The following is a 25,882-nucleotide window of genomic DNA, read 5'->3' on the forward strand; positions in this document are numbered from 1 at the left end:
CTCAATCATTGTTGCCGGCGACGATGCCCATCACCGCCATGCGCACGGCGATGCCGAACGTCACCTGGTTCAGGATCACCGATTGCGAGCCATCGGCCACGGCGGAGTCGATCTCCACGCCGCGGTTCATCGGCCCCGGGTGCATGACGATGGCATCGGGCTTGGCCAGCGCCAGCCGCTCCGGCGTCAGCCCGTACGCCTTGAAGTATTCCTGCGCGGACGGCAGCAGCGCGCCGCTCATCCGCTCGTTCTGCAGGCGCAGCATGATCACCACGTCCACGCCCTTCAGGCCCTCTTCCATATTGTGGAAGACGCGAACGCCCATCTGCTCCAGCCCGGACGGCAGCAACGTGCGCGGCCCGATCGCGCGCACTTCCGGCACGCCGAGCGTGGTCAGCGCGTGGATGTCCGAACGCGCCACCCGCGAATGCAGGATGTCGCCGATGATCGCCACCGTCAGGTTGGTGAAATCCCTCTTGAAGTGACGAATCGTGTACATATCCAGCAAACCCTGCGTCGGGTGTGCGTGGCGGCCGTCGCCGGCGTTGATCACGTGGACGTGCGGCGCCACGTGCTCGGCGATCAGGTACGGCGCGCCCGAACTGGCGTGGCGCACGACGAACATGTCGGCGGACATCGCCGAGAGGTTGTTGATCGTGTCCAGAAGCGATTCGCCCTTGCTGGTGGAAGACGCGTTGATGTTCAGGTTCAGCACGTCGGCGGAGAGCCGCTTGGCGGCAATCTCGAACGTGGTGCGCGTCCGCGTGGAGTTCTCGAAGAACAGGTTGAACACGCTCTTGCCGCGCAGCAGCGGCACCTTCTTCACGTCGCGGTCCGAGTCGGAGAGCGAGACGAACTGGCTGGCGGTGTCGAGGATGTGCGTGATCATGTCACGCGACAGCCCCTCGATCGACAACAGGTGCTTCAGCTCGCCATTCTTGGTCAGCTGCGGGTTGCGGAACATCTTGGTCATGGCAGGTCAGGCGCGGGCAGGGTCGGTCTGGGTGGCTTGCGGAGGTGCGGGTCGGGGCCGGTCAGGCACGGGCTTCGGTGGCGAAGGCGAAGCGCGTGGCGGCACCCTCGCCCTGGCGGGACAGCACCAGGGTCTTGTCTTGGGGCAGTTCGATGGTGGCCGCGGCAAAGTCGGCGGCAATCGGCAGGTTGCGCCCGCCGCGGTCGGCCAGCACCACCAGCGCCACACGCCCCGGGCGGCCGTAGTCGAACAATTCGTTCACGGCGGCGCGAATCGTGCGGCCGGTGGCCAGCACGTCGTCAATCAGCAGGATGTTGCGGTCCTGCACGTCGAACGGCAGCGTGGTCGGCTCGGCCTGGCTGTGCAGGCCCTTCTTGGCGTAGTCGTCGCGGTGGAAGGCCACGTTGATCACGCCATGGCTGTCGAGCTTCAGGTCCGCTGCCAGGCGCTCGGCAATCCAGGCGCCGCCGGAGTAGATGCCGGCCACGGACCAGTTGGCGCGCTCGGCCGCCGGCATCAGCGCCTGGGCCTGGTCGCGCAGCGCGTGGTAGAGCGCCTCGGCGTCGGGAGTGGAGGTCTGGGTCATAGCGGAAGCTCGTCGAAATACTGTTGCAGGATGATGCGGGCGGCCTCGGCGTCCAGCGCGCCGCGCTTCGCCCCAGCCATGGCGGCGGCGCGGGAGCTGTAGCGCTCGTCCACGAAGGCCACTGGCAGGTCGAAGCGGCCGTTCAACTGGTTGCCAAAGCGGCGCGCAAGTCGCATGGAGGCTTGTTCGGCATCGTCGGGGCCGGCTTCGGGGTTGACCGGCATGCCCACCACGAACTGCACCGGCGTCCAGTCGCGCACCAGCGCGCTCACGGCCTCGAAGCGGCCTTCCACGGTCACATTGGGAAGAATGGTCAGCGCGCGGGCCTGCCGGGTGATGAAATTACCGAGCGCCACGCCGATTTTTTTCTCGCCATAGTCGAAGGCGAGGACGGTGCCGTCCGGGGGCGTCGCGCGCCCCGCCTGATCAGGCATGCCCCGCCTCGCCCGAGAGCATCGTGAAATCTATGCCCAGCAGGCGCACTGCGGCGGCGAACCGCTCTTCGGGCGGCACGCTGAAAATAATCTCGGGATCGGCCTGGACGGTCAGCCAGCCGTTGCGGCTCAGTTCTTCCTCCAACTGCCCGGCGCCCCAGCCGGCATAGCCCAGCGTGAGCAGGAACCGGTGCGGCCCGCTCCCGTTGGCCACGGCTTCGAGCACGTCCTTGGAGGTGGTCATCTCGAGCCCGCCCGGCACCGCCAGCGACGACACATAGACACCGACCGGATCGTGCAGCACGAAGCCGCGCTCGGTCTGCACCGGGCCGCCGAAGTAGACAGGCTGATGGGCCACAGGCTGGATTTCGAGCTTGAGATCGATCTTGTCGAACAGCGTGGCCATGTCGATGTCGATCGGCCGGTTGATGACCAGGCCGAGCGCGCCGCGTTCGTTGTGCTCGCAAAGGTAGACCACGGAACCCGAAAAAGTCGGGTCGGCCATGCCGGGCATGGCAATCAGGAACTGATTCGTGAGATTGATTGGAGCTTCGGGCGTCGCCATGGCTGCATTTTATCAAATCGCTGCCGGTCGGCCCGAAACTTTCTGCCGGCCTGCGCAGCATCCGTCACCGGAGGGTTCGTCGATGCGGCCCGTCAGTCGGCCGGCTTCAGCGCGGCCAGGTCGTCCGCCGTGAGCCAGCGCCATTCGCCCGGCGCCAGGGCCGGGTCGAGCTGCAGGCGGCCGATGGCACTCCGATGCAGCCCGCTCACATGGTTGCCGGCGGCTGCCACCATGCGTTTCACCTGGTGATACTTGCCCTGGATCAGCGTCAGCCGCAGGCTGTGTTCGCCGGTGATCTCGCAGCCTTCGGCGGCGATCGGGGCCGGTTCGTCGTCGAGTTTCACGCCGGTGCGCAGTGCCTCGGCCTGCGCCTCGGTCACGGGCTCGGCCGTGGTTACCTCGTAGAACTTCGGCACCTTGCGCTTGGGCGAGGTCTGGGCGTGGATGAACTGGCCGTCGTCCGTCAGCAACAGCAGGCCCGTGGTGTCGTGGTCGAGCCGGCCCACGGCCTGCACTTCGCGCTGACGCAGCGGCACCGGCAGCAGGTTGTAGACGCTCTCGTGGTGTCGCGGCCGCTGCGAACACTCATAGCCGGCGGGCTTGTGGAGCATCAGGTAGGCCTTGGTGCAGGCCAGCCACGCCTCGCCATCCACGGTCAGTTGCAGGCCATCCACCTCGAAGCGTGCGCCGGGGTCTTCGCATAGCTCGCCGTTGACCTCGACGAGCCCGGCGGCCACGAGGTCGCCACAATAACGGCGCGTGCCGAAGCCTTGGGATTGCAGAATTCGATCGAGTGTCATGGCCATGGGAATGCTCTGAAATGCGGATGTGATGCCGGGGTATCCATATGTTAGGGTACGACGATGCCAAGATCGTCCCAGCCCCATTCGATGGATGCCGCCGGCCGCGCGCCGTATCGTATCGAACAACGGTTCGAACGCGGCCTGGTCTGGTTCCGGCGCGACCTGCGCGCCGACGACCACGCGGCGCTGCATTATGCCCTTAAGCACTGCCGGCAGGTATGGTGCGTGTTCGTCTTCGACCGCGAGATCCTCGATCCCCTGCTGGAACGGGGGCTCCAGGCCGACCGTCGTGTCGACTTCATCCTGCGCTCACTGGCCCCGCTGCACGCGGCCCTGAGCCAGTGGGGCGGCGGCCTGATCGTGCGCGATGCCAAGGCCCGCGAGGCGATCCCGCAACTCGCAGCCGCCCTCGAGGCCAAGGCGGTCTTCGCCAACCACGACTACGAACCGGCCGCCAACGCCCGCGATGCCGCCGTGCGCGATGCGCTGGCCGCCGATTCCCGCGTGCTGTTCACCTTCAAGGACCAGGTCATCTTCGAGGCCGACGAGGTCCTGAACGGCCAGGGCGCCCCGTTCGCCGTGTTCACGCCCTACAAGAACGCGTGGCTGCGCACGGTGCAGTCATTCGACCTGCGCCCCTATCCTGTGGATAAGTACCGCCACGCACTGGCGCCGGTACCGGCCCCCTATCGCCGGGACCTGCCCACGCTGGCCGACCTGGGCTTCGCGCCGAGCAACCTGCCCGAGATCGCCATGCCCACCGGCTCGGACGGCGCCCACGCGCTGTTCGACGAATTCCTGGACCGGATCGGCGACTACGGCCACCGCCGCGACTTCCCGGCACTGCGCGGGCCGAGCTACCTGTCCGCGCACCTGCGCTTCGGTACGATCTCGATCCGCACCCTCGCCCGCGCCGCCCACGAGACCGTGCTGCGCGGCGGCGCCGCCAGCGCCGGGGCGGCGGTATGGCTCTCGGAACTGATCTGGCGCGACTTCTACTTCATGATCCTGCATCACCACCCGCGCGTGGCCGAAAGCAAGTCGTTCCACCCCGAGTACGACGGCCTGCGCTGGGTCGCCCCGCAGACCGGCGAGCGCTATTTCCAGGCATGGTGCGAGGCGTCCACCGGCTATCCGCTGGTGGATGCGGCGATGCGCCAGATCCGCCAGAGCGGCTATATGCACAACCGGCTGCGGATGGTGACGGCGAGCTTCCTGGTCAAGGATCTGGGCGTGGACTGGCGGCGCGGCGAGCAGTATTTCGCCGATCAGCTCAACGATTTCGACTTCGCGGCCAACAACGGCGGCTGGCAATGGGCGGCGTCCACAGGCTGCGATGCGCAGCCCTACTTCCGCATCTTCAACCCGGTCACGCAATCGGAAAAGTTCGACCCGAACGGTCAGTTCATCCGCAAGTACCTGCCGGAACTGGCCCGGCTGCCAGACAAATACCTCCACGCGCCGTGGACGGCGCCGGAGGCCGTGCTGGCCGAGGCCGGGGTGCGACTGGGTGAGAATTATCCGAGGCCGATCGTGCAGCACGACGTAGCCCGGCAGGAGACGCTGGCGCGCTACGCGGTGGTGAAGACGCCGAAGGCGAAGGCAGCCGCCCGGGCGAAGCTGGCGGAAGAGGAAAGCTGAGCCATCGGCTCAGGCCGCCAGCATCGCACTTTCCCGATAATGCCGTTGGGCGTCCTCGGGACGCTCAGTTTCCTCGAACAGCCGGGCCAGTGCCAGATGGGTACGCACGCGCAGGCGGCGTTGCGATTCCGGGTCGGCGTACTTCAGCGCGCGCTCGAAGTTCGACTGGGCCTTGCCCCAGAGCTGCTCGCCCAGGCACAGCACGCCCAGCGTGTAGTACAAATCCGCATCGGCCGGATGTTCGGCCAGCCATTTCTCGGCCTGCTGGATCTGGGGCAGCGCCTTGCCCGGCTCGGCGCATTCGGCATAGCGCTGCACGAGGCGGCTGTCCCAGTTGACCCGGAGCGCTTCCTCGACAATGCGCCGCGCCTCGTTCTGGCGGCCCAGCGCCGAGAAGTAGCGCGCCGCCGGCTCGGCAATGCGCACCGCGTGCCGCTCATCGGGCGACAGCGAGCGCCAGAAGTGGTACAGCCCTTCCGCGTCATGGCGACGCTCGTCGAGCATCGCCTCCACCGCCAGCTGCTTGAGCCGCAGCGCCAGCACCGGGTGCAGCGCGTTGCGCTTCTCCAGCGAGCGCGCCAGCCGCAATACCTCGGTCCAGTTCTTCAGATGCTGGTGCGCACGCAGCGCAATCCGTTGCACGTGGATCTGCCGCCCGCCCTGCGACTGCAACTGGGCGATGGTTTCCAGCGCGCCCTCGGCGTCACGGGCATCGACTAGCAGTTCGGCCATGGAAACCAACCGCGCCTGAGCGCGCTCGGGGTCCGTGACCTGCGCCATCCAGGCGTCGCGGCGTTCCGATTCCTGCATCCGGTGCGCGGCCCGCGCGCCCACCAGGGCTGCGGTCTGCGCCTGTTCCGGCCACGCCTGGGCATCGCGCGCGGCGCGCTCGGCCCGTGCGAAACGTCCGGCAAACAGGTTTTCGATCGACTCGCGTAGCGCGGCCTGCGCCTTGCTCATGCGGCTGCGTTCGCGGTAAGCGGCAGCGCGGCGCGGCATCTCGGAGAGGTGCCGGAACGTGGTCAGGATCGTCCACACTCCGAAGAACAGCAGCAATAGCAGCGCCAGCGTGAGATTCAGGGACATTTCCACCCGGTACGGCGGGTAGAACAGCACCACGTTGCTGTGGTTGAACTGCGTGAACAGCGCCAGCCCGACGGCGCCGGCGAACAGGACCGCTACCCAGAACAGAAGTCGCATGGCTACTCCTTCTTCAGGGCACGCAGCGCGCCAAGGCTCTCGGCCATGGTCGGCAGCGAGACCGAGACCGCGCTGGCCTGCGCCTGCTTGAGCAGGGTCAGCACGCCCTGCACGCGGCGCGAGCGGGTATCGAAATATCGTGAAATCAGCGCCTGGGCGGCGGCGAGGTCATTGCGGAACACCGGCTCGTTGCGCGACAGCAGCGCCAGCCGCGCGTTGAGCAGGCGCAGCTTCACGTTCTCGCGCAGGAACCAGCCCTGGTCGCCGGAGAGCAGCAGCGCGTTGGCGTCGTCCACCTTGCGGATGCGGATCACCTGCCCCATTTCGGCCAGCACGTAGTGCCAGAGCCGCACGAAGGCGTTGCCGGATTCGGGCGTCGGCTGGGTATTTTGTGATGCTTGCGCCGCGCTGGCGGGCTTGCCGTTCTCGCCGGGCGTGCGGTCGAGCATGCGTTCGCCAGACAGCAGCGGCAGCACGTCGATCTGGTTGATCGACTCATCGAGCTTGATCGCGGCGCCGGTCAGGTCCGTATCCGGCACGGCTTTCATGCGGGCGATGTCGCGCGCCAAGGCCCGGCGCAGCTGGTTGTACTGCGGCTTGTCGGCCCGCGCGAGCCGCGCGTCGGCGCTTTGCAGCGCGGCCAGCGCCACCTGCACGTTGCCGCTGAGCTGGAGTTGCTGGCCGGCGTTGGTCAGCAACTGCTGGATCTCGGCAATTTCCCAGTCGTCACGGTTGCGCATCAGGTCCTGGTAGACCTGCTCGAGCGCCACCTGCTTGTCGCGGGTCTCGACCACCTGGCCGTCCAGCGCGCCGACCTTGGCCTGGAGTTCCTTGACCGTCTCCTGCGCGTTGCGGGACAGCACCCGGGTCTCCTGGACCAGAGCGTCGTTGTTCTGCTGGCGCCGCGCCAGTTCCTGCGTCAGATGTTCCACGCGCAGTTGCAGCCACCAGAAGCCGGCCGCGGTGGCCAGCACGATGACGGCGGCGACGATCCACCACGGGTTCATGCGGCGCGGTGCGAACGCAGCGGTGGGGGCACTGGCGGCAGGAGCCGCAGGCGGCGCGACATGCGGCGGCGGGGCCGATGCCGCAGCGGCTGCGGAGGCTGAAGAAGAGGAGGACGTAGTGTCTGGCGTCACGCGATCAACCTTCGTTGACGGGGAATCTGGAACCGGCGCGCGCGGGGTTGGCGTCGGAGCGACGGCCACCACCGGGGTGTCGGATGAATCTGGGCGGACCAGCGCCTCCGCCGGCCCCGCGTGGGCATCGGCCCACTGCGTGCAGGCGGCCAGCAGGCCGGCGTCGCCGGGCGCGGCGGGCAGCACATGGGCGAAGCCCAGCGCGTTCGCCTGCGCGGCAATTCTCGCATGCGGCGCAATGCACTGCATCTGCTTCAGACGCTCGTGTTCCTGCGGCGACAGGTGCAACCGGGCCAGCGCGTCGAGGTTGCGCACGGCTTCGGAACTGGTCAGCAGCCACGCGCAGGGCGGCGCGCCCGGCTTCAGGTTATCGCGCACGGCCTGCCATTGCATGGACGTGGGCTCCGGCAGCGTGCGGCTGTATGCCTCCACGGCGTCGACGGTGGCGCCGGCATCGCGCAGGCGATCGCCGAGCCAGTCGCGCCCGCCGTTCCCCCGTACGATCAGCACGCGCTGGTTCGAGAACGCGCCGGGCGAGGTGTCGAGTTCGGACCAGAGCGCCTCGGAATCGAAGCGCGCCGGTTCATTGTGGATTTCCGCGTTGCCATGCGCCCCGGCCGGGGCCACCACGCGATAGGCAGGCGCGGCAATGCCGCGTTCGGCCAGCGCCGCCACGCTCGACGGCCCGACCACCGCCACCGGCACCTGGGCCGGCCATTGCGGCAGCGCCGGCGCGTTCTGCACGTTCGCCAGCGCATCGAGCGCGAACGAGACCGCATTGGGGCTGACGAAGACCACCAGCGCATAGTCGGCGAGCCGGGCCAGCGCTGCGCGCAGCGCGGCGTCGTCGGCGGGCGGGCCAATGGCGAGCAATGGGAAGCCGAGCACGTCCAGTCCAGCGGACTGGAGCGCCTCGGTCAGTTGCCGGGACTGCCCGGCAGGTCGCGTAACTACGACGGTCGGGCGGGGCATCGCGCGCGCCTCAGGTCGGACCCGCCGCGGCAAGCGCCGCCAGCACGTCATCGGCACCGCGCGCCAGCAGGTCGCCGGCCACCGATGCGCCGAGCTGCTCGGCCGCCTCCAGCGTGTCCACCGCCCGGGCCGCATGCGCACGTATGTCGCGGCTGCCGTCTGGCAGGGCCACGAAGGCGTCGAGTTGCAGGGCATCGCCACGCCAGCGGGCATGGGCGCCCAGCGGCACCTGGCAGCTACCGCCCAGCCGGCGCGACACGGCGCGCTCGGCCGACACCGCCAGCAGCGTCGGCGTATGGTTCAGCGGCGCCAGCCATGCGGCGAGTTCGGGTCGATCGGAACGGATCTCGATACCCAGTGCGCCCTGCCCGGCCGCCGGCAGCGAGGCCTCTGGCTCGATCAGCGCGCGGATGCGCTCGCCCAGGCCCAGCCGCTTCAACCCGGCCGCAGCCAGGATGATCGCGCCGAATTCACCGGCGTCCAGCTTGCGCAGACGGGTGTCGAGGTTGCCGCGCAGCGGCTTGATGACCAGATGGGGATAGCGGGTGCGTAGCGCGGCTTCGCGGCGCAGGCTAGACGTGCCGACCACGGTGCCGGGCGGCATCTCGTCCAGCGACGCGAAGTGCGACGAGACCAGCGCATCGCGCGGGTCTTCGCGTTCCATCACGGCGGTGAGCGTGAAGCCGGCGGGCAGTTCCATCGGCACATCCTTGAGCGAATGCACGGCCAGGTCGGCGCGGCCCTCGGCCATCGCCACCTCCAGCTCTTTCACGAAGAGCCCTTTGCCGCCCACCTTGGACAAGGACTTGTCGAGAATTTGATCACCCCTTGTCGTCATGCCGAGAATGGACACATCGCACGAGGGATAGTATTGTTGCAACGCAGCACGTACATGTTCAGCCTGCCACATCGCCAGCCGGCTTTCGCGCGAGGCGATCACGAGCTTGTGCGGCATGCTGCGGGATACGGCAGCGGACGAAGAAGACGGAGACGCAGGTGCTTGCATGCGCGCATGTTAGCACGCACCCCGGCGGCCTCAGGCCCCGGAATGCGCCCGAAATCGCTTCGCCGCGTATCGGACATGACCAGGGCGCCTTCAAGGCGACCGGCACCTTATAAAAGACAGAGGAGATGACTGCATGACCCAGCCCGTCGCGCGCCCATCGGGCCGCACCCGTACCACCCCTGCCCGCAAGTCCGCCAAGACCACCGCTGCGCCACGTGAAGCGGAAGGCACTTCCTCCGCCCCCGCGAAGCCGCGCGCCGCCCGTGCCAAGCTGGCCGTGGTGGCCACCAATGGCGCGACGGTCGCCGATGCAGCCATCGCCGCGACCTCCCCCGCGCGCCGTACAGCCGACAAGGACCTGCCGCTGCGCGAGGACATCCGCTTCCTGGGCCGCCTGCTGGGCGACTGCGTGCGCGAGCAGGAAGGCGAGGCGGCGTTCGATCTGGTTGAGACGATTCGCCAGACCGCCGTGCGTTTCCGCCGCGAGAACGACCGCGCCGCCGGTGCCGAGCTGGACCGCCTGCTCAAGCGGCTGTCGCGCGACCAGACCAATCAGGTGGTGCGCGCCTTCAGCTATTTCTCGCACCTGGCCAATATCGCCGAGGACCAGCACCACAACCGCCGTCGCCGCGTGCACGCACTGGCCGGCTCGCCGCCGCAGCCGGGCAGCCTGGCCCGCGCGCTGGAAGCCATCGACGCCGCCGGCGTTACCGGCAAGCAGCTGCGCAAGTTCCTCGACGAAGCGCTGATCGTGCCGGTGCTGACCGCCCACCCGACCGAGGTGCAGCGCAAGAGCATTCTCGACGCCGAGCGCGAAATCGCCCGCCTGCTGGCCGAACGCGACCTGCCGATGACCGCCCGCGAGCGCGACCACAACACGGCGCAACTGCGCGCCCGCGTGACCACGCTGTGGCAGACCCGCATGCTGCGCAACAACCGGCTGATGGTGGTGGACGAGATCGAGAACGCCCTCTCCTATTACCGCACCACCTTCTTGCACGGCATTCCGCGCCTGATGGCCGAGATGGAGGAAGACATCGCCGCCGTCTTCCCGACCAGCAAGAAGGGCAAGGCCGGCACCGCGCCGGCACCGCTCGCCCCGTTCCTGCAGATGGGGTCGTGGATTGGCGGCGACCGCGACGGCAATCCGAATGTGACCGCCGAGACACTCCAACACGCCGCGCGCGAGCAATCGCAACTGATCATGGCGTGGTATCTCGACGAACTGCACGCGCTGGGCGCGGAGTTGTCGATGTCGTCGCTGATGGTGGATGTCAGCCCCGAGCTGATCGCGCTGGCCGATGCTTCGCCGGACCATTCCGACCACCGTTCCGACGAACCGTACCGCCGCGCGCTGATCGGCATGTACGCGCGGCTGGCCGCCACCTCGCAGAAGCTGACCGGCCACGAGGCCCAGCGCCACCCGGTGGCGGACGTCGCCCCGTACGACAATGCCGAGGCCTTCGCCGCCGATGTGCAGGTCGTGATGGATTCCCTGCGCACCCACCATGGCGTGGCGCTGGCCCAGGCGCGCATCGACGCGCTCCAGCGCGCCATCGCCATCTTCGGCTTCCACCTGGCCTCGGTGGATATGCGCCAGGTGTCCGACGTCCACGAGGCCGTGATCGCCGAACTGTTCGCCGCCGCCGGCGTGGAGCGCGACTACGCCGCGCTGCCCGAGGCCCGCAAGCGCGAACTGCTGCTGGCCGAACTGCGCCAGCCGCGGCTGCTGACCATGCCGTGGCACGAATATTCCGAGCAGACGCGCAGCGAGCTGGCGATCTTCGCCATGGCGCGTGACCTGCGCGCCCGCTACGGCAAGCGCGTGGCCCGCAACTACATCATTTCGCATACCGAAACGCTGTCGGATCTGATCGAGGTCATGCTGCTCCAGAAGGAGTCCGGCATGCTGCGCGGCACGCTCGGCAGCAAGACCGATCCGGCGCGCATGGAGCTGATGGTCATCCCGCTGTTCGAAACCATCGAGGACTTGCGCAACGCGGCCGGCATCATGCAGTCGCTGCTGGACCTGCCCGGCTTCGACTCGGTCATCGCCCATCACGGCGTGGAGCAGGAGGTGATGCTCGGCTATTCGGATTCGAACAAGGACGGCGGTTTCCTGACGTCGAACTGGGAGCTGTACAAGGCCGAGCTGGCGCTGGTGAAGCTGTTCGAGGCGCGCCGCGTGAAGCTGCGGCTGTTCCATGGCCGGGGCGGCACCGTGGGGCGCGGGGGCGGCCCGACCTATCAGGCCATCCTGTCGCAGCCACCCGGCACCGTGAACGGCCAGATCCGGCTGACCGAGCAGGGCGAGATCATCAACAGCAAGTTCGCCAATGCCGAAATCGGCCGGCGCAACCTGGAAACCGTGGTGGCGGCCACGCTCGAGGCCTCGCTGCTGCCCACGCAGAATGCGCCGAAGGACCTGGAGTCGTTCGAGGGCGTGATGCAGCAGCTGTCCGACCGCGCCTTCACCGCCTATCGCGACCTGGTCTACGAGACCCCGGGCTTCAAGGACTACTTCTTCGCCACCACGCCGATCACCGAGATCGCCGACCTGAACCTGGGTTCGCGGCCGGCGTCGCGCAAGCTGATGGACAAGAAGAACCGCAAGATCGAGGATCTCCGCGCGATTCCCTGGGGCTTCTCCTGGGGCCAGTGCCGGCTGCTGCTGCCGGGCTGGTTCGGCTTCGGCAGCGCGGTCAAGGCGCTGGTCGATGAGGCGCCGGACGAGAAATCGCGCAAGGCCACGGTGGCCACGCTGCGCCGCATGGTCAAGAGCTGGCCGTTCTTCTCGACGCTGCTCTCGAACATGGACATGGTGCTGGCCAAGACCGACCTTGCGGTGGCGTCGCGCTACGCCCAACTGTGCGAGGACGCCGCGCTGCGCAAGAGCGTGTTCGCGCGCATCAGCGCCGAGTGGCACCTGACCAGCGACATGCTCGCGTTGATCACCGGCCGCCAGGAGCGGCTGGCCGACAACCCGCTGCTGGCACGCTCGATCAAGAACCGCTTTGCCTACCTGGACCCGCTGAACCACTTGCAGGTCGAACTGCTCAAGCGCTACCGGGCAGGCAAGGACGGCGACGACGTGCGCGTGCGGCGCGGCATCCACCTGACCATCAACGGCGTGGCGGCCGGGCTGCGCAACAGCGGCTGATCGACACCGGCATCTAGCCGACGAAGGCCCCGGGCACGGGGTCTTCGCCGAGCGCCGACAGCAGCACGGCCCAGTGCATCGCCTCATCCCCGAGGATGCTGCCGGCGGCCCGGGTCAGTTCCCGGTTGTGGAAATTCGGCAGTACGCCGAGGTAGGCCGCCGTGGCGCCCTTCTCCAGCCCGGCCGCGAAGCGCAGCACGTCGGCCTGCGTCTTGAGTTGTTCGGCGGGAAAGTTGTAGTCCCCGGGCTTCTTCGCCGTCACCGGCGTGCCGCCCAGCTTGCTGACGGTACCCGCCAGCACCTGCGCGTGGGCCTTGTGATGGCCCTGGAACTTCACGGCGGTGTCCAGCACCGGCTTCTGCAGCAAGCCGCTTTCCGCGCCCACCTGATACGCCGCGATGGCCTGGTATTCCAGCCCGAGCGCGACATTGAGGATGTTGATGTCATCGCGGGTGCTGCCCGACTGGGTCTGCGCCCAGGCCGGCATCGATTCGCCCAGCGAAAACACCGCGAGCGAGCCGAGCGCAAACAGCCCGGGGGCCTTCAGCAGGCCGCGCCGGCGGGCATCCGGCAGGGTGACGATGCGCGATGCGGCGGCGGGACGTTCTTCCAGAGTGGCCATGACGGTCTCCTGTTCCTTTTGGGGGGAGGCGCGCCACGGGTTGGCGCACCTGTCCGCATATACGCGGCAGCGCGCCAGACGGATGCAGCCGATGCGGTCCATCGGCTTTCCGTCCTTTCCAGCCTTTCCAGCCCATTCTTCCTATACTCAGGCGGAGCCCCTAGCCCCGCCCCCGTGCCTGCTTCCCTGCCCTCCTCCGCGGATGCCCACGCAAACCCTGCTCCTCCCGAAGCGGCGGCGCAGCCGGACCCTGCCGCGCGGCTGGCGGGCCTGCTGCAGGACATCGCCCTGGGCGACCGCCCGGCGCTGCGCGCGCTCTACGACCTCACCGTGACGAAACTGTTTGGCCTGGCGCTGCGTATTACTAATAGGCGGGATTGGGCGGAGGACGTCGTGCAGGAGAGTTTTGTCAGCATCTGGCATCACGCCGGCGACTATCGCCCCCACGTGGCGGCCCCCATGACCTGGATGGCCGCCATCGTGCGCAACCGGGCGCTGGACTGCCTGCGCCGGCAGGCCGCCGCGCGGGGTGGCCAGCCGGCACAGCCCGATGACGACCTGGAAGCCTGGTTGCCCGACGACCGCGCCGGCCCCGCCGACGCCGCGCTGGCGAGCGAACGCGCGGCGGCACTGGCCCGCTGCCTGCAACGGCTGGAACCGTCGCAGCGGCAGGCCATCGCCCTCGCCTATCTGCGCGACCTGAGCCACACCGAACTGGCGGCCCAGCTACAGGTGCCGCTCGGCACCATCAAGTCGTGGATCCGGCGGGGGCTGGAGCGGCTGCGCACCTGTCTGGAGGGGCTGGCATGAGGCTCACCGGCCATCCTGACCTGCTCGACCGTCTGGCCGCCCAATATGCACTGGGGGTGCTGCGCGGCGGCGCGCGGCGCCGGCTGGAGCGGCTGGCGCACGAGGAGACCGCCGTGCGCGCCGCCATCGAACGCTGGCAGGCACGCCTGACCGGGCTGGCGGAGTTGCAACCGGCGGCCCAGCCAGTCGACAAGGTCTGGTGCGGCATCGAACAACGGCTGGGCTGGCAGGCCGCCCCGCTCAAGGTGAAACCGCCGCCCCCGCGCCACTGGTGGCAGGCCTTCCAGGACGCCCCGGTGCTGCTGCGCATGGCCTCGGCGGCGCTGGCCTTGCTGGCGCTGATGGCCGTGGGGGTGTCGCAATGGCTGGTGAACCAGCGCGAGCAGGCGCCGACGATGTCCGCCGTGGCGATCCTGAACGATGATCAGGCTCGGCCCGCCGTGGTTGTGCTCTGGGATGCCCCCGCCAGCACGGTCACCGTGCGCCGCCTGGATCACCTGAAGCTGGCCGACCAGCAGGTGCTCCAGCTCTGGGCCCTGCCGGAAGGCGGCAAGCCGCAGTCGCTGGGGGTGATCGGCCGGCGCCACGAGGTGCGGCTGGAAGTGAAGCGCGCGCCGCACAGCGTGCCGGCGCTCGCCATCAGCATCGAGCCGCCGGGCGGCTCGCCCAGCCCGGACGGGCCGTCTGGGCCGGTGGTGTTCCAGGGCCGGGTGGTCGCCCAGCCGGCTTGAGGCGAGGTAACGTCCAACGGGCGCGGAATCCGTCCCCGGGGGCGATATAATCGCGGTTTCCCGAATTTCGCCAGCGCCCGCCGCCGTTCGCGGTGCGCGCAACAACTGTCCCCTCGCCCATGACCTCCCAACTTGCCAAGAAAGGCGAAGCCTGGTCCGCCCGCTTCTCCGAACCGATGTCCGACCTGGTGAAGCGCTACACCGCATCGGTCTTCTTCGACAAGCGCCTGGCGCTGTTCGACATCGCCGGGTCGCTGGCCCATGCGGCCATGCTGGCCACGCAAGGCATCATCGCCGAGGCGGACCGCGCCGAGATCGAGCGTGGCATGACGCAGATCCGTGGCGAGATCGAGTCCGGCGCGTTCGAGTGGAAGCTCGACCTCGAGGACGTCCACCTGAATATCGAGGCCCGCCTGACCGCGCTGGTCGGCGACGCCGGCAAGCGCCTGCACACGGGCCGCTCGCGCAATGACCAGGTGGCCACCGACATCCGCCTGTGGCTGCGCAGCGAGATCGACAACATCATCGGCCTGCTGGGCGCCCTGCGCGCCGCGCTGCTGGACCTGGCCGAGCAGAACGCCGACACCATCCTGCCCGGCTTCACCCACCTCCAGGTGGCCCAGCCGGTCACCTTCGGCCACCATCTGCTGGCCTATGTGGAAATGTTCACGCGCGACGCCGAGCGCATGGCCGATTGCCGAAAACGCGTCAACCGGCTGCCGCTGGGCGCCGCCGCGCTGGCCGGCACGAGCTACCCGATCGATCGTGAGTTCGTGGCGTCCCAGCTTGGTTTCGACGGCGTTTGCCGCAATTCGCTCGACGCCGTCTCCGACCGCGACTTCGCGATCGAATTCTGTGCCGCCGCCGCGCTGGTGATGACGCACGTCTCGCGTTTTTCCGAAGAACTGGTGCTGTGGATGAGCCCGCGCGTCGGCTTCATCGACATCGCCGACCGCTTCTGCACGGGCAGCTCGATCATGCCGCAGAAGAAGAACCCGGACGTGCCCGAACTCGCCCGCGGCAAGACCGGCCGCGTGAACGGCCACCTGATCGGCCTGCTGACGCTGATGAAGGGCCAGCCGCTCGCGTACAACAAGGACAACCAGGAAGACAAGGAACCGCTGTTCGACACGGTGGACACCGTGGTGGACACGCTGCGCATCTTTGCCGACATGGTGCCGGGCATCACCGTGAAGCCGGAGGCCATGCGCGCCGCCGCGCTGCAGGGCTACGCCACGGCCACCGACCTGGCCGACTATCTGGTCAAGCGCGGCCTGCCGTTCCGTGACGCCCACGAGGCCGTGGCCCACGCCGTGCGCGCCTGCGACGACCGCCGCTGCGACCTGGCCGACCTCACCGTGGCCGAGCTGCGCGAGGTCTCCGGCCTGGGCGACAAGTCGAGCCTGATCGGTGACGACGTGCACGCCGTCCTGACGCTGGAAGGCTCCGTGGCCGCCCGCGATCACATCGGCGGCACCGCGCCCGCCCAGGTGCGCGCCGCCATCCAGGCCGCCCGCGCCGCGCTCTGAAAACGCACGTGAAGCAGTAAGCTTTCCGTAAGGTTCGGAGAGCCCCGAAACCGCCGTGGCGCAAGCCCCGGCGGTTTTTCTTTGGCGCCCGTGATGTGCACGCGACGCCGGTAGGTACATCCCCCTAGCGCCGATAGAATTTGTTACAGATACACTAATCGCCGCAAAAACCGGGGGAGACAACCCATGTATTACTTGCTTGGTCTGTCACGACAGATCGACAGGTTGAACCAGCACACAGGCAGAGTTGCAAACATCATGATCCTGCTGTCGTGCCTGGTCAGCGCGGGGAACGCCCTGCTGCGCTATGGCTTCAACCTCAGTGACAACTGGCCACTCGAACTGCAGTGGTATATGTTCGCCATCGCCGTGATGTTCGGCACGTCGTACACGTTCCAGCGCAATGAGCACGTGCGCGTGGACCTGATCTACGGCAACGTGTCCGAGCGCGCGCAGCACTGGATCGACATCTTCGGCATCGTCGTGTTCCTGCTGCCCTCCACGATCCTGTTCACGTGGCTCTCGTGGGAATCGCTGTTCCTGCCCTCGTGGCGCATCCTCGAGCAATCGGGCAACTCCGGCGGGCTGCCGCGGTACCCGATCAAGCTGGTGGTGCCCATCGGCTTTGCCCTGCTCACGCTGCAGGGCATTTCCGAGCTGATCAAGCGCTTCGCGGCCCTGAAGGGGCTGGTGCGCATCGAATCGAAATACGAGAGGCCGGTGCAATGATCCCGTTGGAATATATGCCGCCGCTGATGTTCGGCGGCCTGGTGGTATTCATGCTGATCGGGTTCCCGGTCGCATTCTCGCTGTCCGCCGTGGGTCTGGCGTTCGGCTTCCTGGCCATCGAGTGGGGCTACTTCCCCGTCCAGTTCCTGCAGGCGGTGCCGAGCCGGGTGTTCGGCAGCGTGCTGGCCAACGAGTTGCTGCTGGCCATTCCGTTCTTCACCTTCATGGGGGCGATCCTCGAGAAGTGCGGGCTGGCGGAGGACATGCTCGACTCCATGGGCCAGCTCTTCGGCCCCGTGCGCGGCGGGCTGGGCTACTCGGTGATCATCGTCGGCTTCATCCTGGGGGCGATCACCGGCACGGTGGCGGCGCAGGTCATCGCCATGGCCATGATCTCGCTGCCGGTGATGATGCGCTACCGCTACAACATGAAGTACGCCACGGGCGTGCTGGCGGCCTCGGGCACCATCACGCAGTTGGTGCCGCCGTCGCTGGTGCTCGTGGTGCTGGCCGACCAGCTCAAGACCCCGATGGGCAGCGCCGACGTCGGCAGCATGTACCTGGGCGCCTGGGGCCCCTCGGTGGTCCAGATCGCGCTGTTCGCGCTCTACACCTTCGTGATCACCCGCATCAAGCCGGACTGGCTGCCGCCGGTGCCCCCGGAGGCGCGCACGCTGACCGGCTGGGCCCTGTGGCGCAAGTGCCTGCGCGGCATCATCCCGTGCGCGGTGCTGATCTTCCTGGTGCTGGGCACGATCATGCTGGGCATTGCCACACCGACCGAGTCGGGCGCCATGGGCGCGGTGGGTGCGTTGGTGCTGGCCGTGATCCGTGACAAGGGCTTCAACCGGATCGACCGCACGATCTACCGCGTGGGCCTCGCCGCCACGCTGGTCGCGGCTGGGGTCGGCTTCTACGCGTTCGGCTCCCACGCGTTCCGGATACCGCTGGCGCTGGCCTATCTGGTCCTGCTGTGGCTGCTGGTCCGCGCGGGGCAGTTGACCGACCTGCGGCTGCTGATCGTCGATGCCTACCAGTCCACGGCACGCCTGACCGCGATGGTGGTGTTCATCCTGATCGGCTCGACCTGCTTCTCGGTGGTGTTCCAGGGCGTGGACGGCGGCGCCTGGGTGGAGCACCTGTTCACCTCGCTGCCGGGCGGCTGGATCGGCTTCCTGATCGTGGTGAACCTGTTCATCTTCTTCCTGGCGTTCTTCCTCGACTTCTTCGAGATCGCCTTCATCGTGGTGCCGATGCTGGCACCCGTGGCGGTGAAGGTGCTGACGCCGGTGGTGCTCGAATCGATGGGCGGCAACCCCGAAGCGGCCGCCACGGCGGCCCTGGTGTGGTTCGGCGTGATGCTGTGCGTGAACATGCAGACCTCGTTCATGCATCCGCCGTTCGGCTTCGCGCTGTTCTACCTGCGCGGCATCGCCCCGAAGGAAGTGAAAAGCTCGGACATCTACTGGGGCGCCCTGCCCTGGGTCGGCCTGCAGATGGTGATGGTGCTGCTGGTGATGTTCTGGCCGGGCATGGTGACGGGCCTGCTGGACAAGGGCTCGCTCAAGCACAGCAACTCGGCGGAGGTAAGCATCCCGCTTGGCGGAGAGGATGCCAAGCCGGCGGCGCCACCGGGCGGCGCATCGAGCCCGGGCACGCTGGAATTGCCGGCCGCCGAGCCCGCCGAACCAGCCGCACCGCAGTTCGAGTTCGAGAAGAAGAAGTAATACGGCCGAATCGGACTGCACAAGAGCCCCGCGCGATGCGGGGCTTTTTTTCGTCCGTCGTTTGCGCCAAGGGCCGAGTGCCTCCAGATTTTTGGACGTAGTGCTAAAGACGGCAGCGAGTCATTACGGTATTGAACGCATTGGTACCTTGCCACGTCAGGGCCATGACTTCCATGGCTACCGACCTGCGATGGCAAGACAACCGACGAGATCGTGTTTCTGCCGCAGACACGGTACGACAGCAATACCGGTAAGGCGGCCTGATTTAGGAGAGACCATGCTGTTCATATCGAAGGAAGGACACGTTGACTCAGATCGTATCGTTGTACGGATTTATCCTCGGATCGAACGCGGTCCGATGCACAAGGTGAATGGAATTGTGGTGCATCAGACGGCAGCTCCCACGGCCTCCAGCACCTTCAGTTCATATCAGGTCAATGGCGCCAATGGCGCACACTTCCTGATTGATAGGGATGGGACTATCTATCAGACCGCATCGCTGAGAAAAAGAACGAACCACGTCGGCAATATCAAGTCGCGTTGCCTGGAAACCAGGAAATGCTCGCCGGCAGAGTTCAATGCCGCCTACCCATTGAAATGGCGACCTACGCCACTATCGCGGCATGAGCACAGGAAACCCTTCCCCGAACGATATCCCGGCAACACGGATTCGGTTGGCATTGAACTGGTAGGGGCATACATTGAGAAAAACGAAGTGTACGAGTCCGTGACCCCGTCACAGAATGACGCTGTTCGATGGCTCGTAGCAGAACTTTCAGCCACCCTGAAAGTGGCCATGGGCGATGTCTACAGACACCCTCAACTCTCTCGGAAAACCGAGTCCGAAGCGAGCTCCGCAAAATGGTGAGAAACCTGTTGCTCGCGCTGTGCGCGATGTTGTGGCTTGTCATGTCGCCGGTCGCACATGCCCGTGCTGTAAAGGCGGTGACGATAGATGCCGTAGGACTCAGCAGGCTCGAGGAGATGGCGCAAGAATGCAAGAAATTCCGGCCTTCCGTGAAACTGGTAAAACGCTATTTCTCGCGTGCCTATCCAGTAGATGCCATCTACTACTCCAAAAAGTTCTGGTCCCCTTGTTGGGCGTCGGGAACCATCGAGTACGCAGATGGAAATCGCGGGAAATGGCGGCTGAGTTCCGGTGGGGCGGCCTACCTCGAATGGAGTCATTCAGGCGAGGTGATCTTGTATTTCAAGAATAATGGTTGGCAAGATCCCTTTGGGTCCGGCTACGACGAGTCGGTCTAAACAAGAAAAACCGGCGCCAAGGCGCCGGTTTTTTGTCGATCCGTCATGGCGGAACCTCCGAGAGGAATCCGAAACGGACATCCCTACTGCTTCACGCAGTCCACAAAATAAGCCTTCTGTCCGTCCACCTCATCTTCCACCAGACCGTGGATGTCGGTTTCAAATCCCGGGAACAGCTTGTTGAACTCGCGTGCGAACTTCAGGTACTGGACGATGGTCCGGTTGAAGCGCTCGCCCGGGATCAGCAGCGGAATGCCCGGTGGGTACGGCGTCAGCAGGATGGCGGTGACGCGGCCTTCCAGTTCGTCCACGGGCACGCGCTCGATCTCGCGGTGGGCCATCATCGCCCAGGCGTCCGACGGCTTCATGGCCGGTTCCATGTCCGACAGGTACATCTCCGTCGTCACGCGCGCCACGTCGTTGGCCTTGTAGACGCTGTGGATCGCATCGCAAAGGTCGCGCAGGCCCATGCGCTCGTACTGCGGGTACTTGCCGACGAACTCCGGCAGCACGCGCCAGAGCGGCTGGTTCTGGTCGTAATCGTCCTTGAATTGTTGCAATTCGGTGACGAGCGAGTTCCAGCGGCCCTTGGTGATGCCGATGGTGAACATGATGAAGAACGAGTACAGGCCCGTCTTCTCGATGATGATGCCGTGCTCGGCCAGGTACTTGGTGACGATGGCCGCCGGGATGCCGCGCTCGCTGAACTCGCCGTCCACGTCGAGGCCCGGGGTGATCAGCGTGGCCTTGATCGGGTCGAGCAGGTTGAAGCCGTCGGCCAGGTCGCCAAAGCCGTGCCAGCGCTCGTTGGCCTGCAGTATCCAGGCCTCGCGGTCGCCGATGCCGTCTTCGATCAGCGCGTCCGGGCCCCAGACCTTGAACCACCAGTCGCCGTTGTTGCCGGCCTCGTAGTCGCCCTCCACCTTGCGCATGGCGCGGCGGAAGTCCATCGCTTCCTGGATGCTTTCCTCGACCAGCGCGGTGCCGCCCGGGGCTTCCATCATCGCCGCCGCCACATCGCACGAGGCGATGATCGAGTACTGCGGGCTCGTCGAGGTATGCATCAGGTAGGCCTCGTTGAACCGGTAGCGGTCCAGCTTGCGGGTCTCCGAGTCCTGCACCAGGATCTGGGACGCCTGCGACAGCCCGGCCAGCAGCTTGTGCGTGGACTGCGTGGCGAACACCAGCGCGTCCTTGCTGCGCGGCCGGTCACGGCCGATGGCGTGCATGTTGCGGTAGAAGTCGTGGAAGGCGGCGTGCGGCAGCCAGGCTTCGTCGAAGTGCAGCGTGTCGATCTCGCTCGCCAGCATCTCCTTGATCTGCTCGGCGTTGTACAGCACGCCGTCGTAGGTGCCCTGGGTGATCGTCAGGATGCGCGGCTTCTGGTTCTTGGCCTTGCTGGCGAACGGATGGTTGGCGATCTTGCGGCGGATCGTCTCCGGGTCGAATTCGCTCTTCGGGATCGGGCCGATGATGCCGTAGTGGTTGCGCGTCGGCATCAGGAACACCGGAATCGCGCCGGTCATCATGATCGCGTGCAGGATCGACTTGTGGCAGTTGCGGTCCACCACCACGATGTCCCCCGGGGCCACGTTGGCGTGCCAGACCATCTTGTTCGAGGTCGACGTGCCGTTGGTCACGAAGTACATGTGGTCCGAGTTGAAGATCCGCGCGGCGTTGCGCTCGGATGCCGCCACCGGGCCGGTGTGGTCCAGCAGCTGGCCCAGCTCGTCCACGGCGTTGCAGACGTCGGCGCGCAGCATGTTCTCGCCGAAGAACTGGTGGAATACCTGCCCCACCGGGCTCTTCAGGAACGCCACGCCGCCAGAGTGGCCCGGGCAGTGCCACGAGTACGAGCTGTCCTGCGCGTAGGCGATCAGGGCCTTGAAGAACGGCGGCGCCAGGGTGTCAAGGTAGACGCGGGCTTCGCGGATGATGTGACGCGCCACGAACTCGGGCGTGTCCTCGAACATGTGGATGAAGCCGTGCAGCTCGCGCAGGATGTCGTTGGGAATATGGCGCGAGGTGCGCGTCTCGCCATACAGGAAGATCGGCAGGTCCGAATTGCGGCGGCGCACTTCGTTCACGAAGGCGCGCAGCTTCTCGATGGCGGCGGCTTCGGGCTGGTCATCGGCGCGCACGAACTCGTCGTCGTCGATCGAGACAATGAACGACGATGCCCGGCTGGACTGCTGGGCGAACGAGGTCAGGTCGCCGTAGCTGGTCAAGCCCATCACTTCCATGCCTTCGCGCTCGATGGCCTCTGCCAGCGCGCGGATGCCCGAGCCGGAAATGTTCTCGGAGCGGAAGTCTTCGTCGATGATGATGACGGGGAAGCGGAATTTCATCGGTCGATCCTTGATGAGAAGGCTTTGGAAAGACTTGAGCCACATGGCCGCCGGAAGGCTCCCCCGGGCGGCGTCATGTGGCTCTTTCGTCAGAATTGGGCGGCCGTCGGTCCGGACGCCGGCATTGTAATGCGGTCAGGTCTTCGGCAGTGTGACACCGTGCTGGCCCTGATACTTGCCGCCGCGGTCGGCGTACGAGGTCTCGCAGATTTCGTCGCTCTCGAAGAACAACACCTGGGCGCAGCCCTCGCCGGCGTAGATCTTGGCGGGCAGCGGGGTGGTGTTCGAGAACTCCAGCGTCACGTAACCTTCCCACTCCGGCTCGAACGGGGTCACGTTGACGATGATGCCGCAGCGCGCGTACGTGCTCTTGCCCAGGCAGATGGTCAGCACGCTGCGCGGAATGCGGAAGTACTCCATCGTGCGGGCCAGCGCGAACGAGTTCGGCGGGATGATGCAGACATCGCCCTTGAAGTCCACGAAGGACTTCTCGTCGAAGTTCTTCGGGTCGACGATGGTGCTGTTGATATTGGTGAAGATCTTGAACTCGTCCGCGCAGCGGATATCGTAGCCGTAGCTCGAAGTGCCGTAGGAGACGATCTTGCGGCCGTCCTCCTCCCGTACCTGGCCGGGCGCGAACGGCTCGATCATGGCGTGCTGTTCCGCCATGCGGCGGATCCACTTGTCGGATTTGATGCTCATATTGGCTGGCGGAATGGACGATGGGCGGCGCCCGGCCGAGCCGGTGCCGCTGGAATGGGGCGCATTGTACAACCAATCCGCCTGCGAACCGCCTCCGGCGGCCCCCCGACGCGCCTTCAGGCCGGCGCGGCCGCCTCGGGCTGGCTGTGGCGGAACCGCTCCCGCCCGGTATACAACAGGAAATGCTTGCCGGTGCAGCGCGCGAACAGGCTCAGGTTGACCCGCTGGGCCATCTGGTAGCCCATCTGGGTCACCCCGGAGCGCGACAGCAGGAACGGAATGCCCATCTGAGCGCCCTTGATCACCATCTCGGAGGTCAGCCGGCCCGTGGTGTAGAAAACCTTGTCCTCGCCGGTCATGTCTTCCAGCCACATCCGGCCGGCGATGGCGTCCACGGCGTTGTGCCGGCCCACATCCTCCACGAACATCAGCAGCTCGCTGCCCCGGAACAGCGCGCAGCCGTGCACCGAGCCGGCCTGCTTGTAGACCGACTGCTGCAGGCGGATGGTGTCGATGATTGCGTAGAGGGTTTCCTGGGTCAGCGTGGCATCCCCGGGCAGGCGGATGTTGTCGACCTCGTCCAGCAGCGAGCCGAACACCGTGCCCTGCCCGCATCCCGTGGTCACCACGCGGCGCGCGGTGCGTTCCTCGATGCGGTCCACGCCGGTGCGGGTGGTCACGGCAGCCGATTCGGTCTCCCAGTCCACCTGGATCGCGGCGATGTCCTCGATGTCGTCCACCAGCCGCTGGTTGCGCAGGTAGCCCAGCACCAGGTGCTCGGGCGCGCCGCCCAGCGTCATCAGGGTCACCAGCTCGCGCTTGTCGAGGTAGACCGTCAGCGGCCGCTCGCCCGGCAGCCAGGCCGGGCGCACGCGGCCCTGTTCGTCAACGACCTCCACCTCCTCGATCAGCGGGACGGCGGCATGGGTCAACTCGGGGCGCAGGGGCATGGGGGCGGGGGCGGGAAGGTGCCGGCCCGTGGCGGGGGCGCCATCGGGCCGGTTTCAGGGGCGTTTTGTTACTGCGGAACTACCGTTTATAGCCAAAAACTATCGATACTCAGGATGCGGCGACCACGCCACACGCGATCCGGCCGCCAGCGTTGCCGGTCGGCTGGGTGCGATAGTCGTCCGGGTCCTTGTGAACGATCACGGCCTTGCCGATCACGCTGTTCGGGCCCGGGCCGACGGTGACGTCCGGCATCAGGAACTGTACGCGCGCGTTGCCGCTGGCGTCGGCGGTCAGGTTGTTCATGTCGCCGGCATGGTGCTCGGGCATGGTCATCTGGCCGTGCGGTTTGCCGGCAGGGTTGAAATGGCCGCCGGCGCTCATCGCGTCAGGGGCCGAGCAATCGCCCTTCTCGTGGACATGGAAGCCATGCGAGGTGCCCGGAGGCAGGCCCGTGACCGCCACCACCACCATCACGCCGGCCGCCTGCTGGTCGAAGGTGACGCGGCCCGCGGTATTGGTGCCGCTCTTGGACTGCAACGGTGCCGCCGCCTTGGCGCCCACGGCGACCCGTGCCGCCGCCGGCGCGGCAGCCGGGGCCGCGCTGGCGCTGGCCGCATCGCTGCTGGTGCCCGAGGTTCCGCAACCCGCCATCACTGCCACGGCGGTGCCCACTGCCAAACCGCAAAGTACACGTTTCATGCCAAACCCTCCTCTAGAGTTGACTGCCGTGGCGATTGTAACGCCGCCCCGGTCGGGTGCATGGTGCGCTGCGGTAAACCCTCACACTTCGCCGGGACGCGGCCGCACGCGCGGCGTGTCGTCACGGGGCGTGGAGCGCTGGGCGGGAATCTTGCCGGACTGGATGTCGTCGTACCAGATCTCGTGGTGCTCCCGGGCCCAGGCCTCGTCCACGTAGCCATCGCGCATGGCGCGGTAGGCGCCCTCCATGCCGATCGTCCCCATATAGATATGGCCGCAGGCCAGCACGATCATCACCACGGCCGAGACCCCATGGATCACGTGGGCGATCTGCATCGTGGCGCGGTAGTAGTCCAGGCCCGGCACGATCATGTCGAGCACCCAGCCGGAGGCCGAGAGGACCAGCCCGAGCAGCACCATCCCGCCCCAGAACCACATCTTCTCGCCGGCGTTGAAGCGCGCGCTGGGCACGTGGGCGCCGGAGGCGAGCCCGCCGAGCTTGCGCACCCAGACCACGTCGCCACGGTTCGGCACGTTATCACGCACGAACACCACGAAGGTGGCAATGATCGACAGCGTGAACACCGGCCCGGTCAGGTTGTGCAGGTTCTTGAGAATGTAGGTGAGCCAGCCGAACAGCGTGTGGCCCATGATCGGCAGCAGGAAGTGCTTGCCGAACAGGATCACGATGCCCGAGATCGCCAGGATCACGAACGAGATGGCCACGGCCCAGTGCACGAAGCGCTCGGTGGGCGTGAAGCGCTCGATCATGCGGCCCGTGCGCGGGGACTTGAGCGGGATGGTGCGGCGCCAGGCGAAGAAGGCCAGGATGGCCGCCGGCACCAGGATCAGGATCCAGCCGCCCCAGACCGTCAGCACGCCATTGCGGAACAGCCGCCATTTCTGGCCGGTGCGCTGGATCAGCACGCCGGCTTCCTTGGCGGGCAGGCTGCTGTAGTGATGCTGGTCCGAGTTGACCTCGCGCCAGACCGGCGCGTTGTTGCCCGGCTGGGTCACCGAGCGCTCCTGCTGCGAGCGGGCCTCGGCGGCCACGTCGCGCCGGGGCACGTTGAAGATGTTCTCGCTGGCCACGCCCGCGAACGGCTGCACCGGGTGTGTGGCGGGATTGTTGGCGTCCGCCTGGGCCTGCGTCGGGGCCTGCGCCTGCGCCGGAGGCTGCGCGGCAGGCGGCGAGGCCGGCGCCTGGGCCAGCGCCGCGCCCGCCACACCGGCGGCAAGGACCACCCCGGCCAGCAAGGTCTTGAGGGTCTGGATGACGGTCATGGCGC

The 25,882-nt window shown here is 67.0% G+C and carries 23 protein-coding genes; 9 read left to right on the plus strand and 14 right to left on the minus strand.

The window, feature by feature from the left end; genetic code table 11:
• Position 1: 1 nt before the first annotated feature.
• The 5 genes from AC1DFU_RS17885 to AC1DFU_RS17905 form a co-directional block, all read right to left on the minus strand.
• A complete protein-coding gene (locus AC1DFU_RS17885) occupies positions 2-973 on the minus strand; it encodes an aspartate carbamoyltransferase catalytic subunit (RefSeq protein WP_441590672.1) in 972 nt (323 codons plus the stop codon).
• Between the two features lie 61 nt (positions 974-1,034).
• A complete protein-coding gene (gene pyrR / locus AC1DFU_RS17890; RefSeq protein ID WP_092290641.1) occupies positions 1,035-1,559 on the minus strand; it encodes a bifunctional pyr operon transcriptional regulator/uracil phosphoribosyltransferase PyrR in 525 nt (174 codons plus the stop codon).
• On the minus strand, positions 1,556-1,993 hold the full coding sequence (gene ruvX, locus AC1DFU_RS17895; protein ID WP_092290643.1) for a Holliday junction resolvase RuvX: 438 nt from the start codon (positions 1,991-1,993) through the stop codon (positions 1,556-1,558). Before ruvX ends, pyrR begins: the two co-directional genes overlap by 4 nt.
• Positions 1,986-2,558, minus strand: coding sequence for a YqgE/AlgH family protein (locus AC1DFU_RS17900; protein WP_092290645.1), 573 nt, complete (start codon positions 2,556-2,558; stop codon positions 1,986-1,988). Before AC1DFU_RS17900 ends, ruvX begins: the two co-directional genes overlap by 8 nt.
• A 92-nt stretch (positions 2,559-2,650) precedes the next feature.
• The gene (locus AC1DFU_RS17905) at positions 2,651-3,358 is read right to left on the minus strand and encodes a pseudouridine synthase (RefSeq protein ID WP_441590675.1); all 708 of its coding nucleotides are present in this window, start codon (positions 3,356-3,358) and stop codon (positions 2,651-2,653) included.
• A 63-nt stretch (positions 3,359-3,421) separates the two neighbouring features.
• Here AC1DFU_RS17905 and AC1DFU_RS17910 point away from each other — a divergent pair, with 63 nt between their 5' ends.
• Positions 3,422-5,002, plus strand: a complete 1,581-nt coding sequence (locus AC1DFU_RS17910) for a cryptochrome/photolyase family protein (protein WP_441590677.1) — start codon at positions 3,422-3,424, stop codon at positions 5,000-5,002.
• Between the two features lie 9 nt (positions 5,003-5,011).
• Here AC1DFU_RS17910 and AC1DFU_RS17915 read toward each other — a convergent pair whose 3' ends face one another.
• Genes AC1DFU_RS17915 through hemC form a run of 3 tightly spaced genes read right to left on the minus strand, consistent with a single transcriptional unit; the run spans position 5,012 to position 9,319 of the window.
• Positions 5,012-6,202, minus strand: coding sequence for a heme biosynthesis protein HemY (locus AC1DFU_RS17915; RefSeq protein ID WP_441590679.1), 1,191 nt, complete (start codon positions 6,200-6,202; stop codon positions 5,012-5,014).
• Positions 6,203-6,204: 2 nt separating this feature from the next.
• Positions 6,205-8,313, minus strand: coding sequence for a fused uroporphyrinogen-III synthase HemD/membrane protein HemX (gene hemDX, locus AC1DFU_RS17920; RefSeq protein ID WP_441590681.1), 2,109 nt, complete (start codon positions 8,311-8,313; stop codon positions 6,205-6,207).
• Positions 8,314-8,323: 10 nt separating this feature from the next.
• Positions 8,324-9,319: a hydroxymethylbilane synthase gene (hemC, locus tag AC1DFU_RS17925; protein WP_441590683.1), complete on the minus strand. Its 996-nt coding sequence runs from the start codon at positions 9,317-9,319 to the stop codon at positions 8,324-8,326.
• A 133-nt stretch (positions 9,320-9,452) separates the two neighbouring features.
• Between hemC and ppc the strand changes: the two genes are divergently transcribed.
• Positions 9,453-12,479 (plus strand): phosphoenolpyruvate carboxylase, encoded by a 3,027-nt coding sequence (gene ppc, locus AC1DFU_RS17930; RefSeq protein WP_441590684.1) that lies wholly within the window; start codon positions 9,453-9,455, stop codon positions 12,477-12,479.
• A 13-nt stretch (positions 12,480-12,492) separates the two neighbouring features.
• Here ppc and AC1DFU_RS17935 read toward each other — a convergent pair whose 3' ends face one another.
• Complete coding sequence (locus tag AC1DFU_RS17935; protein WP_092290901.1) at positions 12,493-13,101, minus strand: ferritin-like domain-containing protein; 609 nt, start codon at positions 13,099-13,101, stop codon at positions 12,493-12,495.
• Between the two features lie 186 nt (positions 13,102-13,287).
• Between AC1DFU_RS17935 and AC1DFU_RS17940 the strand changes: the two genes are divergently transcribed.
• The 7 genes from AC1DFU_RS17940 to AC1DFU_RS17970 all read left to right on the plus strand — a co-directional run bounded on the left by AC1DFU_RS17940 (position 13,288) and on the right by AC1DFU_RS17970 (position 19,893).
• The gene (locus tag AC1DFU_RS17940; RefSeq protein WP_369823375.1) at positions 13,288-13,911 is read left to right on the plus strand and encodes a sigma-70 family RNA polymerase sigma factor; all 624 of its coding nucleotides are present in this window, start codon (positions 13,288-13,290) and stop codon (positions 13,909-13,911) included.
• Positions 13,908-14,642 (plus strand): anti-sigma factor, encoded by a 735-nt coding sequence (locus AC1DFU_RS17945; RefSeq protein ID WP_092290657.1) that lies wholly within the window; start codon positions 13,908-13,910, stop codon positions 14,640-14,642. Before AC1DFU_RS17940 ends, AC1DFU_RS17945 begins: the two co-directional genes overlap by 4 nt.
• A gap of 119 nt (positions 14,643-14,761) precedes the next feature.
• Positions 14,762-16,171, plus strand: coding sequence for an argininosuccinate lyase (gene argH, locus AC1DFU_RS17950; RefSeq protein WP_441590686.1), 1,410 nt, complete (start codon positions 14,762-14,764; stop codon positions 16,169-16,171).
• A 186-nt stretch (positions 16,172-16,357) separates the two neighbouring features.
• Positions 16,358-16,900 carry a TRAP transporter small permease subunit gene (locus tag AC1DFU_RS17955; protein WP_092290661.1) on the plus strand — a complete coding sequence of 181 codons (543 nt, stop codon included), beginning with the start codon at positions 16,358-16,360 and terminating at the stop codon, positions 16,898-16,900.
• A complete protein-coding gene (locus AC1DFU_RS17960) occupies positions 16,897-18,627 on the plus strand; it encodes a TRAP transporter large permease (RefSeq protein WP_092290663.1) in 1,731 nt (576 codons plus the stop codon). The genes AC1DFU_RS17955 and AC1DFU_RS17960 overlap by 4 nt, the downstream gene beginning before the upstream one ends.
• Positions 18,628-18,904: 277 nt before the next feature.
• Positions 18,905-19,495, plus strand: a complete 591-nt coding sequence (locus AC1DFU_RS17965) for a peptidoglycan recognition protein family protein (RefSeq protein ID WP_092290665.1) — start codon at positions 18,905-18,907, stop codon at positions 19,493-19,495.
• A complete protein-coding gene (locus AC1DFU_RS17970) occupies positions 19,489-19,893 on the plus strand; it encodes a hypothetical protein (protein WP_092290667.1) in 405 nt (134 codons plus the stop codon). Before AC1DFU_RS17965 ends, AC1DFU_RS17970 begins: the two co-directional genes overlap by 7 nt.
• A gap of 83 nt (positions 19,894-19,976) precedes the next feature.
• On the opposite strand, the gene AC1DFU_RS17975 is transcribed toward AC1DFU_RS17970, so the two are convergent.
• The 5 genes from AC1DFU_RS17975 to AC1DFU_RS17995 all read right to left on the minus strand — a co-directional run bounded on the left by AC1DFU_RS17975 (position 19,977) and on the right by AC1DFU_RS17995 (position 25,877).
• Entirely contained in the window at positions 19,977-22,241 is a 2,265-nt protein-coding gene (locus AC1DFU_RS17975) for an arginine/lysine/ornithine decarboxylase (RefSeq protein ID WP_092290669.1), read from the minus strand.
• Positions 22,242-22,376: 135 nt separating this feature from the next.
• Positions 22,377-22,943, minus strand: a complete 567-nt coding sequence (gene dcd, locus AC1DFU_RS17980) for a dCTP deaminase (RefSeq protein ID WP_092290905.1) — start codon at positions 22,941-22,943, stop codon at positions 22,377-22,379.
• A 116-nt stretch (positions 22,944-23,059) separates the two neighbouring features.
• Entirely contained in the window at positions 23,060-23,893 is an 834-nt protein-coding gene (locus AC1DFU_RS17985; protein WP_092290671.1) for a formate dehydrogenase accessory sulfurtransferase FdhD, read from the minus strand.
• A gap of 109 nt (positions 23,894-24,002) precedes the next feature.
• Positions 24,003-24,593, minus strand: a complete 591-nt coding sequence (locus AC1DFU_RS17990; protein ID WP_441590692.1) for a superoxide dismutase family protein — start codon at positions 24,591-24,593, stop codon at positions 24,003-24,005.
• Positions 24,594-24,674: 81 nt separating this feature from the next.
• Positions 24,675-25,877 carry a formate dehydrogenase subunit gamma gene (locus AC1DFU_RS17995; protein ID WP_092290675.1) on the minus strand — a complete coding sequence of 401 codons (1,203 nt, stop codon included), beginning with the start codon at positions 25,875-25,877 and terminating at the stop codon, positions 24,675-24,677.
• Positions 25,878-25,882: the final 5 nt, after the last annotated feature.

It is taken from the genome of Cupriavidus sp. 10L45, assembly GCF_056395225.1.